We start from the raw sequence: 13,917 nt of genomic DNA, 5'->3' as shown, positions 1-13,917 counted from the left end.
GCGTCCGGGGCCGCACGGCACTGATTATTTCGAGGAGCAACACAAGTGGCGCTGTCCACCGAAGACAAGAAGTCGATCCTGGCCGAGTACGGCGTGCACGACTCGGACACGGGATCCCCCGAGGCCCAGGTCGCGCTGCTGACCAAGCGGATCGTCGGCCTCACCGAGCACCTCAAGGCTCACAAGCACGACCACCACTCGCGTCGCGGGCTCCTGCTGCTGGTCGGCCGTCGCCGCCGGCTGCTGAACTACGTGATGAAGGTGGACATCGAGCGTTACCGTGCGCTGATCCAGCGCCTCGGCCTGCGCCGATAGCTTCAAGCCGAGGGGGAGTGGCCGATGGCCGCTCCCCCTCGGTGCAGCAAGACCGAACGGCGCGAGCGCGCACGGGGAACCCGTCCGCCGGTCCTCGGTAGTGGCTTCCGGGAAGAGTCCCGGGGGCTTCGATCGAAGACCGGCATCACTCCTCGAGCGTCCTCAAGCGAAACGGGTCCCAGGGTGGGAGACTCGCGCCGACTGAAGGAACCAAAGAGGAGAAACATCTATGACCGACTCCACCGGAGTCACCGTGCACGAGACCGAAGCCGTGATCGACAACGGCAAGTTCGGCACTCGCACCGTTCGTTTCGAGACGGGCCGCCTGGCCAAGCAGGCCGCCGGCGCCGTCGTCGCGTACCTCGACGAAGAGACCATGCTGCTCTCGGCGACGACCGCGTCGAAGCACCCGAAGGACCACTTCGACTTCTTCCCCCTGACGGTGGACGTCGAGGAGCGCATGTACGCGGCCGGCCGCATCCCCGGCGCGTTCTTCCGTCGCGAGGGCCGTCCCTCGACCGATGCGATCCTGACCTGCCGCCTGATCGACCGGCCGCTGCGCCCGTCGTTCACCGACGGTCTCCGCAACGAGATCCAGGTCGTCATCACCGTCCAGAGCCTCAACCCGGACGACCCGTACGACGTGCTGGCCATCAACGCCGCGTCGGCGTCGACCCAGATCGCGGGCCTGCCGTTCTCGGGCCCGGTCGGCGGCGTGCGCGTCGCCCTGATCGAGGACCAGTGGGTCGCGTTCCCGACCTGGTCGCAGCTGGAGAAGGCGACCTTCAACATGGTCGTCGCCGGCCGCATCGTGGGCGATGACGTCGCCATCATGATGGTCGAGGCCGAGGGCACCGAGCACACGCTCGACCTGATCGCCGACGGCGGCAAGGCGCCGGACGAGGTCTCGGTCGCCGAGGGCCTCGAAGCCGCCAAGCCGTTCATCAAGGTGCTGTGCGAGGCCCAGCAGAAGCTGGCCGACGTCGCCGCCAAGCCGACCGGCGAGTTCCCGGTCTTCCTGCCCTACCAGCAGGACGCCTTCGACGCCGTCGCCGCGATCGCGACCGACGACCTGGCGAACGCGCTGCAGATCCCCGGCAAGCAGGCCCGTGACGCCGCGACCGACGAGGTCAAGGCCGCCGTCCTGGAGAAGGTCGGCGTCGGCGAGGGCGAAGCCTTCGAAGGCCGCGAGAAGGAGATCGGCGCCGCGTTCAAGGCGCTGTCCAAGAAGGTCATGCGCAAGCGCGTCCTCACGGACAAGATCCGCATGGACGGCCGTGGCCTCACCGACATCCGGTCGCTCGCGGCCGAGGTCGCCGTGATCCCGCGGGCGCACGGTTCGGCGCTGTTCGAGCGCGGCGAAACCCAGATCCTGGGCGTCACCACGCTGAACATGCTTCGCCTGGAGCAGCAGATCGACTCGCTGTCCCCGGAGACGCACAAGCGCTACATGCACCACTACAACTTCCCGCCGTTCTCCACCGGCGAGACCGGCCGCGTCGGTTCGCCGAAGCGCCGCGAAATCGGCCACGGCATGCTCGCCGAGCGCGCCCTCGTGCCGGTGCTGCCGAAGCGTGACGAGTTCCCGTACGCGATCCGCCAGGTCTCCGAGGCGCTGGGCTCCAACGGCTCGACCTCGATGGGCTCGGTCTGCGCGTCCACGATGGGCCTGTACAACGCCGGCGTGCCGCTGAAGGCGCCGGTCGCGGGCATCGCGATGGGCCTCATCTCCGATGAAGTGGATGGGGAGACGCGTTATGTCGCGCTGACCGACATCCTCGGTGCCGAAGACGCCATGGGCGACATGGACTTCAAGGTCGCCGGCACCAAGGACATCATCACCGCCCTGCAGCTGGACACGAAGCTCGACGGCATCCCCTCCGAGGTGCTCGCCGCCGCGCTGAAGCAGGCGAAGGACGCTCGCCTCACCATCCTGGAGGTCATCGCCGAGGCGATCGACGGCCCGGACGAGATGAGCCCGTACTCGCCGCGCGTCACCAGCGTGAAGATCCCGGTGGACAAGATCGGCGAGGTCATCGGCCCGAAGGGCAAGATGATCAACTCGATCACCGAGCAGACCGGTGCCGACATCTCCATCGAGGACGACGGCACGATCTACGTGGGCGCGGCCGACGGCCCGTCGGCGGAGGCGGCGATCGACCTGATCAACGCCATCGCCAACCCGCAGCTGCCCAAGGTCGGCGAGCGCTTCCTCGGCACCGTGGTGAAGACGGCCGCGTTCGGCGCGTTCGTCTCGCTGCTGCCGGGCAAGGACGGCCTGGTGCACATCTCCAAGCTGGGCAACGGCAAGCGGATCGCCAAGGTCGAGGACGTCGTCAACGTGGGCGACAAGCTCCGCGTCGAGATCGCCGACATCGACAACCGCGGCAAGATCAGCCTGATCGTCGTTCAGGAAGACGACGCTGCCGCGGCCCCGGCGCCCGCCGCCGACGCCGAGACGGCCGACGCCAAGTAAGACAGCTCGTTGTAGGTCCGTGAAGGCCCCCTCGCCGGCGTTTGTGGCCGGTGAGGGGGCCTTCACGGCATGCGGAAGTAAGGAACCCATGGCACGGCAGGTTTCCGGGCACGAGCAGCCCGTCGGTACCACCCGCACGCTGGAGTCCACTCCGGACGGTGCGGTCGTCAAGCGCAGCGTCCTGCCCGGCGGTCTGCGCGTGATCACCGAGCACGTCCCGGCGTCGCGCTCGGCCACGGTCGGGCTGTGGGTGGGCATCGGCTCCCGTGACGAGCCGGACGCCGTCGCCGGTGCCGCGCACTACCTCGAGCACCTGCTGTTCAAGGGCACGAAGAACCGCGACGCCACGCAGATCGCCGAGGAGATCGACGCCGTCGGCGGCGAGTTCAACGCCTTCACGGCGAAGGAGCACACCTGCTACTACGCGCAGGTGCTCGACGCCGACCTCCCGCTCGCCGTGGACCTGGTCACCGACGTCGTGTTCGAGGCGCTCTGCACCGACCGCGACATGGACATGGAACGCAGCGTCGTCCTCGAAGAGATTTCGATGCGCGACGACGACCCGGAAGACCTGCTGCACGAGACGTTCGTGAGCGCGATCCTCGGCGACCACCCGCTGGGCCGCCCGGTGCTGGGCACCGAGAAGTCGATCATCGGCATGGCACCGGCCGCGTTGCGCAGCTTCTACAAGCGCCGCTACACGCTGCCGCGGATGGTGCTCGCGGTGGCCGGCAACGTCGACCACGGCCAGGTGCTTCGCCTGGTGCGCAAGGCGTTGCGGGACAAGCTGACCGGTTCGGCGACGCCGCTCGCGCCGCGCGAGGGCCGGGCCCGGATCAAGACCGTCCCGAAGCTCGCCCTGCACACCGACGACACCGAGCAGGCGCACGTCATGCTCGGCCTGCGGTCGCTGTCGCGCCACGACGAGCGCCGCTTCGCGCTGTCGGTGCTCAACGCGGCGCTCGGCGGCGGCATGTCGTCCCGGCTGTTCCAGGAGATCCGTGAGCAGCGCGGGCTGGCCTACCAGGTGTACTCGTCGGTCGCGAGCTACGCCGACACCGGGCACCTGGCCGTGTACGCGGGCTGCCAGCCGGAGAAGCTCGGCGACGTCGCCGGCGTCATCCGCGAGATCCTCGACAAGGTCGGCGTCGACGGCCTGACCGACGCCGAGGTCGCCCGGGCCAAGGGCCAGCTGCGCGGCGGGCTCGTGCTGGGGCTGGAGGACACGTCGTCGCGGATGTCGCGGATCGGCAAGAGCGAGCTCAACTACGGCCGCTACCTGGGCGTCGACGACACGATCGCCCGCATCGACGCCGTCACCACCGAAGAGGTGTGTGCGCTCGCTCGCACTTTGTTCGCGCGGCCGGGCGGGGTCTCGGCGGCGGCGGTCGTGGGGCCGTACGCTCACGCCGACGACCTTCCTGACGACCTGCACGAGGTGATCGCTTCATGACCATCAACGTCGGTGTGCTCGGTGCGCGCGGCCGGATGGGCGCGACGGTGGTGAACGCCGTCGAAGGCGCCGGGGACATGAAGGTCGTCGCCGCGTTGGACGCGGGCGACGACTTCTCGGCGCTGGCCGAGGCCCAGGTCGTCGTCGACTTCACCCACCCCGACGCCGTCATGGACAACCTGAAGTACCTGGTGGAGCACGACATCCACGCGGTCGTCGGCACCACGGGCTTCAGCGAGGACCGCTTGGCTTCGCTGCGCTCTCTGCTCGAGCCGAAGCCGTCGCTGGGCGTGCTGATCGCGCCGAACTTCGCCCTTGGCGCGGTTCTGGCGATGCGGTTCGCGGCCCAGGCGGCGAAGTTCTACGCCTCGGCCGAGATCATCGAGCTGCACCACAACCGCAAGGCCGACGCGCCGTCGGGCACCGCCGCGCACACCGCGCGGATGATCGCCGCGGCGCGCGCGGAGGCGGGCGTGACGCCGGGTCCGGACGCGACGACGTCCGAGCTGGACGGCGCCCGCGGCGCGACGGTCGAGGAGGTCCGCGTGCACTCGGTCCGCCTGCCGGGCCTGGTGGCGCACGAGGAGATCCTGTTCGGCGGCGAGGGGGAGACCCTGACGATTCGTCACGACTCCCTCGACCGGACGTCGTTCATGCCGGGCGTGCTGCTCGGCGTGCGCACGGTGGTGGCGCGCCCCGGCCTGACGGTCGGCCTGGAGAACGTGCTCGACCTGTGACGGTGTTCGCATGAAAGCCCGCAACGTCGCGCTGCTGATGACGGCGGCGCTGGTCGTCTACCTGGTCCTGCTCGCGGACCGGGCGTTCGCGCTGTTCGCGTCCGGCACCGGCGCGGGCATCGCGCTCGGGGTCGGCGTGCTGCTGTTGCCGATCCTGGGGATCTGGATCGTGGTCGTGACCTGGCGCAACGGCGTGCAAATCCAGCGGCTCTCGCGGCGGCTGGATTCCGAAGGTGCGCTGCCGGACGTCTCGGACCTGCCGCGCCGCCCCTCGGGGCGAGTGGACCGTGACGCGGCCGACGCGTGGTTCCAGGACCGCCGCGCGGAGGTCGAGGCGGACCAGGAGAACTGGCGCGCGTGGTACAAGCTGGCGTACGCGTACGACATCGCGGGAGACCGGCGACGGGCCCGCGAGACGATGAAGAAGGCCGTCGAACTGGAGGCCGCCGACCGCTGAATTCGCGGTGTGGCATTTCGCTGACAGTTGTCGTTCATTCGGGAAATGCGCGGTGTTCGTACCATCGCCCGCATGAAACCGACTTCATCGTCACCGGGTTTGCGGGCGTTGTCCGCGTCGCTGCGCGAAGTGCGCGAGGCGCGGAAGTTCGGCTTGCGCGAGCTGTCCCGGGCGCTCGAGATCGATCCGCGGCTGGTGTCCCAGTGGGAGCTGGGGATGCGCGTGCCGCCGGTCGAGGAGGTCGCGCGGATCCTCGGTTATCTGCGCGCCGATCGCGCGACGACCACGCGGATCCTGTTCCTGGCCAAGCACGCCAAGGATCCCAACTGGCTGGACTCGAACCCCGCGGACCTGCCCGCGGCGCTCACGGCGGTCATGCAGTGTGAGCGCTCGGCGAGCCTGATCACCAACTGGTCGCCGCTGATCATCCCGGGGCTGCTGCAGACTCCCGACTACGCTCGCGCGCTGCTGGCGGCTTCCGGCATCAAGGTGGCGGATGCCGACGCGCGGCTGGTGGCTCGCTTGGAACGGCAGAAGGTCCTCGTCGGGCGCGAGGCCGTTCGCCTCGACGCGATCGTCTCGGAGTCGGCGATCCGCGAGGAAGTGGGTGATGCGGCCATCATGTCCGACCAGATCGATCGGCTGCTCACCTTAGCTGTTACATCTAACATTTCAGTGCGTATCGTGCCCTCGGGCGTGGGCTATCACCCGGGCAAGATCGGTATGTTCACGCTTTACGATTTTCCGGCGGATCCCGCGATCGTGTACATGGAGCACTATCACGCGAGCGCCTTCGTCAACGAGTTGGACGCTATCGCCAGTTACCGGAAGCTGGTAAAGCTCTTGTACGGCAAGGCTTTGACCGAAGACGCCTCGCAAGCCCTGCTTCGGGAGGTGTCGCGATAGAGGGGGCCAGCGTGTTCACCTGGCGCAAGTCGAGCTACACCGCAACCGAAGAGTGTGTCGAGGTTCTGCTCGCCGGAACCGTGGGTGTGCGGGACACGAAGGCCCGTCACCTCGGCGAACTCACCGTCTCCCGCGCCGCCTGGACCGCGCTGGTCTCGGAAATTTCAGTGGTGCAGCCAGCCCGCGAACACCGCGGGTGAAGCGGCTATCAAACTGAAGCGGATCCACCTTCCGGCGAAGCCCGTGGTCAAGAACGTCACGAGCCGCATCCGGACCACGCCGGCCAGCACGCTCGTCGCCATGAACGGCGGCAGGCCCACCAGGGAGCTGACTCCGTAGGTTCCCGCCATCCAGTGCGGGTGCCGGTGGCAGCGCTCGCGCAGCCGGTCGACCCAGCCGCGGATCCGCTTGGTCCGCAGTTCCCAGCGCACGCGCCGCGCGGTCATCGGCCGCTCGCGGTGGAGGCGGTCGTGCAGCCACTTCGGCAGCTTGATCGTCCCGCGTGCGGCCAAGAAGTACAGCGACTTGCCGGCGATCTGCCCCACGGCGACGGCCGCGCCGAGCCACAGCCAGTGCAGCCCGGGCTGGCTCGCGCACAGCCCGATCAGGAACACCTCGGCGTTGATCAGCGGCACGATGGCCGAACCGAACGCGACCCCCAGTGTCAGCAGGATCCAGCTCATCGTGTCACCTCCCACACTCGTTCGTGTTCTTCCAAGTTATCAGTTCGAAACCTGGAGTCACTGGGGTTAACCCCCCTATGCGGTAGGGGGGTGGTACCAGAAGATCACCTGCGGGACGGCTTCCGGCCACCTTCCCTTGCCAGGCTGACGGGGTGCCCGCTGACCTTTCCCGAACGCCCGCCGACCGATTCGGCGCCCTCTGCCGGGCGATCGTGCGCGTGCTGCCATGGGGCCTGTCGCGGATCGTGGCCCCGACGTTTCTCGGCTTCTGCCTCATCAACGGGTTCACGTTCGGCGTCGACCTGGGGCTGCTGACCGTCTTCCACGGGGTGGCCGGCTGGCCCGTGTGGCTCGCGATCACGGCGTCCTACGTCTGCGCGTTCGGGCTGAGTTTCGCGCTGAACCGGACGTTCAACTTCCATTCCCACGCCGCGATGGGAAAGCAACTGGTGCTTTACATCGTCGCGATTGCTGTCAATTACGCGGCGTTTTTGCTGGGTGTGGGCGCGGGCCTGACGGCGCTGGGCGTCGAATACCACCTGTCGCGGGTGCTCGCGGGTGCGTGCGAGGGCGTGTTCATGTACGCCGTGATGCGGTGGGTGATCTTCCGGGACGCCGGCTCAGGCGAGCGCGAGGTCGAGGGTGCCGGTGAGGCGGACCTCGCGGACCATGCGGTCGCCGGTGTCGAGGGTGCGGACCGTGCCGTCGGGGTTCCAGCCGGCCCGGCGGTAGAAGCCGAGGGAGGCGTGGTCGCCCTGGGCGACCCAGGCGATGCCGCGGCCGGCGCCGTCGGCCCGCAGGCCCGCGGCGGCCGTCGCGAGTAGGCGTCCGGCGTGCCCGCGGCGTCCCCACCGCGGCTCGACGAGCAGGGTGGCGACGAAGCCGGTGGTGCCGGCGTCCTCGGGCAGGCTGCCGTCGGCGGCGGCGATCTCGTCTTCGGGGGCCCGGCCCGCGACGACGAACCCGACGGTGAACTCGCCCTCGGTGGCCACGTAGACCTGGCTGGCCGGGTGGTCGATGGTCTCGGTCCAGGTGCCGACGAGGTCGGCGGCGTCCAGCTCGGCCAGCGCGTTCTTGCCCAGGAGGTCCTCGTAGGCGGCGTGCCAGGTGTCGCGCTGGATGCGGGCGATCTCCGCGGCGTCGGACAGGTCGGCGGGACGGACGGCGGCGTCGCTCATGCCCAGAAATTAGTACAGCGGAGCGCAGCTCCTCCGTCGAGGGCGGTGGTGGGGGCATGGATGGACTATCGGTGCGCGTTTTTGTCGGTGGTGGGTGGCACCATGACGGGACCATGCAAACGATCAGCGTCACGACGGCCCGGAAGACCTTCCTGGCCGCACAGGGCTTCGCCGACCCACGTCCGTCCGGTCCGGTTTCGCGGCGGCACCTGAAACGCGTGCTTTCGCGCGTCCAGCTGCTGCAGCTGGACTCGGTGAACGTCGCGGTCCGGGCGCACTACATGCCGGTGTTCTCGCGGCTGGGCGCGTACGAGCCCGCGTTGCTGGACGACGCGGCGTGGTCGCACTCGGCGCGTCAGCCGCGGCTGCTGGTCGAGACGTGGGCGCACGAGGCGAGCTTGCTGCCGGTCGAGGACTGGCCGCTGATCCGTTCGGGCGCGAAGCGTGACGGCTGGTGGAAGCACTACGGGCCGCTGATCGAGAAGTCGCCGGGCCTGGTCGAAGAGATCCTGTCGGTGGTGAAGGAGCTGGGCCCGATCGGCGCGGGCGGCATCGAGCGCGAGGTGGCGGCGGACGCGCAGCGTCGCGGCCCGGGCTCGTGGTGGGAGCGGTCGGAGGTCAAGCGCGTCTGCGAGTACCTGTTCGGCATCGGCCAGCTGACCACGGGCACGCGCCGCTCGTTCGAGCGGCTCTACGACCTCACGGAGCGGGTGGTCCCGCCGGAGGTCCTGTCGCGCACGGTGTCGGCGGAGGAAGGCGCGCGGGGCTTGATCGAGCGGTCGGCGCGAGCGTTGGGCGTGGCGACGGAGACGGACCTGCGCGACTACTACCGCCTGGGCCCGGCCACGGCCCGCCAGGCGGTGTCGGAGCTGGTGGAGTCGGGAGTCCTGGAGCCGCTGGCGGTCCACGGCTGGAAGGCGACGGCGTACCGCCACGTTTCTGCCCGGACCCCGCGGACGGTGACCGGTCGTGCCTTGCTCTGCCCGTTCGACCCGCTGATCTGGGAGCGCGCCCGCACGGAGCGCCTGTTCGGGTTCAGGTACCGCATCGAGATCTACGTCCCGGAGCCGAAGAGGGTGTACGGGTACTACGTGTTCCCGTTCCTCCTGGACGGCTCGCTGGTGGCCCGGGTGGACCTGAAGTCCGACCGCGCAGCGGGGGTACTGAGGGTCCAGGGAGCCTTCGCCGAGGAAGGCGCCGACTTGGCCCGGGTGCTCCCGGAGCTGGCGGCGGAGCTGCGGCACATGGCTTCTTGGCTGGGCTTGTCGGGCGTGGCCGTGGGTTCGCGAGGTGATTTGGCTCCGGCGTTGAAGAAGCTGGCTCAGTAGCTCGCGGTCTGGGCCGTTTCGGTGGCGAAGTCGTCGGCGAGCCGGGTGATCGTGGTGCGGCCTTCGAGGCGGGTGAGCCAGTCGTAGGGCAGGACTTCCTCGCCTGACGCCGCACCGAGGAGGTTGCCGCAGATCGAGCCCGTCGAATCGCTGTCACCGGAGTGCGTCACGGCCAGGCGAAGCTTTTCCTTGACCAGTGCGGACTTCCGGTGCGGGACGGGCGCCAGCGCGACGTAGACCGCGATCGCCAGCGCTTCTTCGGCCACCCAGCCACCCCCGAGCGACTCCACCTTGTCCGGCCCGGGATCGCCGGCTTCGACGAGGTCGAGCGCCCGGCGCAGGGCGGCGGTCGTCTCGTCGTGGCCGGGATACCGCGCCAGCAACCGCATCGACCGCAGCACGGCGCCTTCCACGGACTCGCCTTCGAAGAGACAGGCGATCATCGCGGCGAAGGCGCCCGCGGCGTAGTAGGCGGTCGGGTGCCCGTGGGTGATCTGCGCACAGTTGGCCGCCAGCACGAAGGCGCCGTCCGGCCGCCCGGCGAACCCGAACGGCGCCGAGCGCATGACGGTCCCGCAGCCCTTGGAGTCCGGGTTGACCGGCCCGGGCCGGCCAGTCAGCTCGGCGTAGGGCTGAGGCGTGAAGGAGGCCCGCAGCCCCGAAAGACAAGCGCGCCCCGGCCCCCGCCGCGCGTAGAGCCACGGCTCCAGCCGCAGCTGCCCGGTCCGGTGCCCGTCGTCCGCGGGCGGGGGAGCCGGGTGCTCCTGGGTGTCGAGCCAGCGCAGGTAGCCCTCACGGACCAGCGCCCCCAGCGCGCCACTGATGCCCTTCGCCCGGGCGCGGACCCAGCCGCGCTGAAACCCTTCGAGGCCGAACAGCGTGAGCTGGGTGTCATCGGTGATCTCGGCGAGGCCGTGGGTGTTCGGCACCAGCTCCACCGGCTGCCGGATGTTCGCCAACGGCTCGAGTTCGACCGGCTTGCCGAGGGCATCGCCGAGAGCACCGCCGAGCAGGCAGCCCCGCAGCCGGGTCCGGTACACGGCGTCGGCGGTCCCCGTGAAGGTCATGCCGCCATCCTGACAGCAAGAACGCGGTCGGTCCCTACGCCGCGGGGCAAGGCCGTGGTCGGCCGGGGGTCGCGGGCGGCCGGGGCGGCTGTCGTCGGCGCCGGAGGTCGGCTGCGCGGAGCCGGTCGCCGCCCCTGAGCGGTGAGGGTGAGGTGTGCCCGAGTGCCGGCTGTGGGCGGTCGGGGCGGCTGTTGCGGGCGCCGGAGGTCGGCTGTGCTGAGCCGGTCGCTCTTGCGTCGCGAGGGTGGAGTGTTCCCGGCCGGTCGGGGCGGCTGTTGCGGGCGCCAGAGGTCTGTTGTGCTGGGCTGGTCGCTCTTGCGTCGCGAGGGTGGAGTGTTCCCGGCCGGTCGGTTGCGGGCGGTCGGGGCGGCTGTTGTGGGCGCCGCAGGTCGGCTGTGCCGAGCCGGTCGCCGCCCCGGCGCGGCGAGTGCGGGCCGTTCCCGGAGATCCCCGCCGGGAACGGCCCGCCACCCCCTTGCCCGGGCGGCCGCGGGAGCCGCCCTGGCACAAAAAACGGGTCGTTCCCGGCCCCCACCGGGAACGACCCGTTCCCCCTTACTCAGCCGGCCGCGCGCGTCACCACGGCGTTGCCGGAGCCCGTCCTGGCCCTCACCTTCAGCTTCACTCCACCCGACGGCGCGCTGTCCGCGATGTCCAGCTCGCTGGACACCTTCCCGCCGCTGGACGTCAGGTCCACCTCTGCCGCCGTGCCGCCGCGGATGCCGATGCGGACTTCGCCCGAACCCGTGATCAGGTCGAGCGTGCCCGAAGCCGCGTCCGCCACCGACAGGTCGCCGCTGCCCGTGCGGGCCATCACCTCGCCCGAGACCGCGCCCAGCCAGACGTCGCCCGTGCCCGTCGCCAGCGTGGCCGAGCCCGCGATCGACGACGCCTCCACGTGGCCGCTGCCGCTGCGCAGCTGCAGCCCGCCGAGCGTCGGGCCGAGCTTGATGCCGCCGCTGCCCGTGCGGATCGTCGCCGAGCCGTCGGCGCGGTCGAGCTTGACCTCGCCGGAGCCGGTCAGCAGGTCGACACGCCCGGCCGAGCCGGTCACCGTGACGTCCGCCGCGCCCGCCCGCACCTCGACGTGCGAACCCGCCGGGGCGCGCACGGTCACCGACAGCGCGACGTTGCGCAGCTGCCACGCCTTCGGCGCCTGGACGACCAGTCGGTTGCCCAGCTTCTCGATCCGGCTCTGCCGCACCGCCTCGGCCGGGTCCGCCCCCGACGGGTCCACGCCCAGCTGGTCGCCGAAGCGCTCGCCGACCCAGGACAGCAGGCTGTTGACCCCCGCCACCCACGGCTGCTGCTCGCCCCGGTCGTGCCGCAGCTCGACGCGGGCACCGGAGTCGCCTTCCAGCACGACCTCGACGCGCCCGATCGTCACGCCGAGGTCCAGCTCCAGCGGGACGTCGGTCTCGAACTCGTCGATCCGGACCAGCTCGCCGGACTCCTCGGGAGTTTCCCCGGCCGGTGTCGTCTCTTCGTCACTCATCTTCGATCCCCTCAGCCTTCGACCCAGCCGTGCAGGTGCGACCCGGGCCGCTCGCCCTTGCCGTGGTGCTTGGCGCCGCCGCCGAGCGCGCCGTGCCCGAGCGCCCCCTGCACCGCCTGGGAGACGAACGTGTTCAGCGAGACGCCCTGCGCCTGCGCCGCGCGCTCGGCCTGGCCCTTGATCTGCTCGACCAGGCGCAGCGTGATGCGCGAGATGTCACCGCCGTCGATCGGTGGTGGCGGCGTGGTGTCACGTGGTGTCGCCCGTGGCGACACCTCTTCGGCGGCCCCGGAAACGACCACGCGGACGTCCCGGCCGTCCAGTCGCACGTCGACCACCTGGCCGGGCAGAGCGGCCGTGACCTCGGCGGCGAGGTCGGCGAGGGCGTTCATGAGCGTCAGGCGGACGGCGGGTTCGAGCGCGGAAGACAGCAGCGCGGCCGCCCGCCGGGTGTGCTCGTCCCCGGCGGCAGCCGTGTTCGCGAGGTCCTCGCGAAGGTTGGCGATGTACGGCGTCAGGTCCATGACACCACTATGACGTCATCCGTGGTGTCAGTCAAGGAAGCCTGTCGCCCGGGAGTGGGGGACCGCGCGCGGTTAGGCTGCGTGGGGAGCTTGCGGAAGGAGTGCGGACGTGGCCGAAACCGTGTCACCGAGGGTGCAGCTGATCGCGAAGACGGAGTTCTTCCCGCCCGCGGACGTCCCGTGGACGACCGACGCGGACGGCGGCGAGGCGCTCGCGGAGTTCGCCGGCCGCGCCTGCTACCAGTCCTGGACGAAGCCGAACCCCGCCACCGCGACCAACGCCGGGTACCTCGAGCACATCATGGACGTCGGCCACCTTTCGGTGCTGGAGCACGGATCGGTGACCTTCTACCTCACCGGCATCTCGCGTTCCCTGACCCACGAGCTGATCCGGCACCGCCACTTCTCGTACTCCCAGCTCTCCCAGCGGTACGTGCCCGAGCGCGACGCCGAGATCGTCGAGCCGGACGTCATCGCGAACGACCCCGTGCTGCACGAGAAGTTCCTCGCCGCGGCCCAGGCGAGCGTCGACGCCTACACCGAGCTCCTCGCCGGTCTCGAGGAGAAGTTCGCCGACGTCCCGAGCGCGACGCTGCGCCGCAAGCAGGCCCGCCAGGCCGCGCGCGCCGTGCTGCCGAACGCGACCGAGACGCGCATCGTCGTCACCGGGAACTACCGGGCCTGGCGGCACTTCGTCGCGATGCGCGCCACCGAGCACGCCGACGTCGAAATCCGGCAGCTGGCCGTGGAATGCCTGCGGCACCTGCAGAAAGCCGCGGCGAACGTGTTCGCCGACTTCACCATCTCGACGTTGCCGGACGGCACCGAGATCGCTACGAGCCCGAAGGTGTTCGAAGGCTGATGAAGCGCCTCGCGATCGATGTCCGTCCCGGTGAGTACGCCGTCGTCCGGCTGCCCGCCGACGCCCCGGTGCCCGCCGAGCTCCTCGCTCCCGGCGAGCCCGCGTTCGTCTCGGTGACCCGGACGCCCGAAGAGCTGTCCGTGATCTGCCCGGCCGGGCGCGAACCGGCGGGCGGCACGGCGTCCGAGGACGGCTGGCGGCTGCTCTCGGTCCGCGGGCCGCTGGAGTTCACGCTCACCGGCATCATCGCCGCGCTGGCCTCGGAGCTGGCCGCGGCCGGTGTCGCGTTGTTCTCGATGTCCACGTTCGACACCGACCACATCCTGGTCCGCGCCACCGACCTCGGCCACGCCGTCAAGGCGCTGCGCGAATCCGGCCACGAAGTCGACCACTCCTGACCCGTTTTCCGGGTACCCGGGGGCGACGGTGGGAGCCG

15 protein-coding genes and 1 pseudogene are annotated in these 13,917 nt (G+C 70.4%); 11 read left to right on the top strand and 5 right to left on the bottom strand.

Annotated features, from left to right (window positions below; translation table 11 throughout):
• Positions 1 to 45 precede the first annotated feature (45 nt).
• The 7 genes from rpsO to ABZ342_RS01255 all read left to right on the top strand — a co-directional run bounded on the left by rpsO (position 46) and on the right by ABZ342_RS01255 (position 6,544).
• Complete coding sequence (gene rpsO / locus ABZ342_RS01285; RefSeq protein WP_155545968.1) at positions 46 to 315, top strand: 30S ribosomal protein S15; 270 nt, start codon at positions 46 to 48, stop codon at positions 313 to 315.
• Positions 316 to 544: 229 nt separating this feature from the next.
• Positions 545 to 2,791 carry a polyribonucleotide nucleotidyltransferase gene (locus ABZ342_RS01280; RefSeq protein WP_155545969.1) on the top strand — a complete coding sequence of 749 codons (2,247 nt, stop codon included), beginning with the start codon at positions 545 to 547 and terminating at the stop codon, positions 2,789 to 2,791.
• An 88-nt stretch (positions 2,792 to 2,879) separates the two neighbouring features.
• The gene (locus ABZ342_RS01275; RefSeq protein ID WP_360468083.1) at positions 2,880 to 4,244 is read left to right on the top strand and encodes a pitrilysin family protein; all 1,365 of its coding nucleotides are present in this window, start codon (positions 2,880 to 2,882) and stop codon (positions 4,242 to 4,244) included.
• Positions 4,241 to 4,981 (top strand): 4-hydroxy-tetrahydrodipicolinate reductase, encoded by a 741-nt coding sequence (gene dapB / locus ABZ342_RS01270; protein WP_155545971.1) that lies wholly within the window; start codon positions 4,241 to 4,243, stop codon positions 4,979 to 4,981. The genes ABZ342_RS01275 and dapB overlap by 4 nt, the downstream gene beginning before the upstream one ends.
• Before the next feature lie 10 nt (positions 4,982 to 4,991).
• Positions 4,992 to 5,438, top strand: coding sequence for a tetratricopeptide repeat protein (locus ABZ342_RS01265; RefSeq protein WP_360468082.1), 447 nt, complete (start codon positions 4,992 to 4,994; stop codon positions 5,436 to 5,438).
• A gap of 72 nt (positions 5,439 to 5,510) precedes the next feature.
• The gene (locus tag ABZ342_RS01260) at positions 5,511 to 6,344 is read left to right on the top strand and encodes a Scr1 family TA system antitoxin-like transcriptional regulator (protein WP_360468081.1); all 834 of its coding nucleotides are present in this window, start codon (positions 5,511 to 5,513) and stop codon (positions 6,342 to 6,344) included.
• A gap of 11 nt (positions 6,345 to 6,355) precedes the next feature.
• Positions 6,356 to 6,544: a DUF397 domain-containing protein gene (locus ABZ342_RS01255; protein ID WP_360468080.1), complete on the top strand. Its 189-nt coding sequence runs from the start codon at positions 6,356 to 6,358 to the stop codon at positions 6,542 to 6,544.
• Here ABZ342_RS01255 and ABZ342_RS01250 read toward each other — a convergent pair.
• Positions 6,509 to 7,027: a hypothetical protein gene (locus tag ABZ342_RS01250; RefSeq protein ID WP_155545972.1), complete on the bottom strand. Its 519-nt coding sequence runs from the start codon at positions 7,025 to 7,027 to the stop codon at positions 6,509 to 6,511. The two genes, ABZ342_RS01255 and ABZ342_RS01250, sit on opposite strands and share 36 nt — an antisense overlap.
• Before the next feature lie 152 nt (positions 7,028 to 7,179).
• On the opposite strand from ABZ342_RS01250, the pseudogene ABZ342_RS01245 reads away from it, so the two are divergent.
• Positions 7,180 to 7,623 (top strand): annotated as a pseudogene (locus ABZ342_RS01245) (GtrA family protein); the annotation flags it as partial.
• Positions 7,624 to 7,647: 24 nt separating this feature from the next.
• On the opposite strand, the gene ABZ342_RS01240 reads toward ABZ342_RS01245, so the two are convergent.
• The gene (locus tag ABZ342_RS01240) at positions 7,648 to 8,205 is read right to left on the bottom strand and encodes a GNAT family N-acetyltransferase (RefSeq protein WP_155545973.1); all 558 of its coding nucleotides are present in this window, start codon (positions 8,203 to 8,205) and stop codon (positions 7,648 to 7,650) included.
• A gap of 113 nt (positions 8,206 to 8,318) precedes the next feature.
• On the opposite strand from ABZ342_RS01240, the gene ABZ342_RS01235 reads away from it, so the two are divergent.
• Positions 8,319 to 9,533: a crosslink repair DNA glycosylase YcaQ family protein gene (locus ABZ342_RS01235; RefSeq protein WP_360468079.1), complete on the top strand. Its 1,215-nt coding sequence runs from the start codon at positions 8,319 to 8,321 to the stop codon at positions 9,531 to 9,533.
• Here the strand turns inward: ABZ342_RS01235 and ABZ342_RS01230 are convergent.
• The 3 genes from ABZ342_RS01230 to ABZ342_RS01220 form a co-directional block, all read right to left on the bottom strand.
• Entirely contained in the window at positions 9,527 to 10,600 is a 1,074-nt protein-coding gene (locus ABZ342_RS01230) for an ADP-ribosylglycohydrolase family protein (protein WP_360468078.1), read from the bottom strand. The genes ABZ342_RS01235 and ABZ342_RS01230 overlap by 7 nt on opposite strands.
• 559 nt (positions 10,601 to 11,159) lie before the next feature.
• Positions 11,160 to 12,095 (bottom strand): DUF4097 family beta strand repeat-containing protein, encoded by a 936-nt coding sequence (locus tag ABZ342_RS01225; RefSeq protein ID WP_360468077.1) that lies wholly within the window; start codon positions 12,093 to 12,095, stop codon positions 11,160 to 11,162.
• Between the two features lie 11 nt (positions 12,096 to 12,106).
• Complete coding sequence (locus ABZ342_RS01220) at positions 12,107 to 12,619, bottom strand: toxin-antitoxin system HicB family antitoxin (RefSeq protein WP_360468076.1); 513 nt, start codon at positions 12,617 to 12,619, stop codon at positions 12,107 to 12,109.
• 109 nt (positions 12,620 to 12,728) lie between these two features.
• Here ABZ342_RS01220 and thyX point away from each other — a divergent pair, with 109 nt between their 5' ends.
• Together thyX and ABZ342_RS01210 are read left to right on the top strand one after the other, a co-directional pair.
• Positions 12,729 to 13,481, top strand: coding sequence for an FAD-dependent thymidylate synthase (gene thyX, locus ABZ342_RS01215; protein WP_155545978.1), 753 nt, complete (start codon positions 12,729 to 12,731; stop codon positions 13,479 to 13,481).
• On the top strand, positions 13,481 to 13,879 hold the full coding sequence (locus ABZ342_RS01210; RefSeq protein ID WP_155545979.1) for an ACT domain-containing protein: 399 nt from the start codon (positions 13,481 to 13,483) through the stop codon (positions 13,877 to 13,879). Before thyX ends, ABZ342_RS01210 begins: the two co-directional genes overlap by 1 nt.
• Positions 13,880 to 13,917: the final 38 nt, after the last annotated feature.

Source organism: Amycolatopsis sp. NPDC005961, from assembly GCF_040629235.1.
Classification (GTDB): Bacteria; Actinomycetota; Actinomycetes; order Mycobacteriales; family Pseudonocardiaceae; genus Amycolatopsis; species Amycolatopsis camponoti.
Note: the sequence above shows the minus strand (reverse complement) of the source record. Positions and strands in the feature narration are given on the sequence as shown.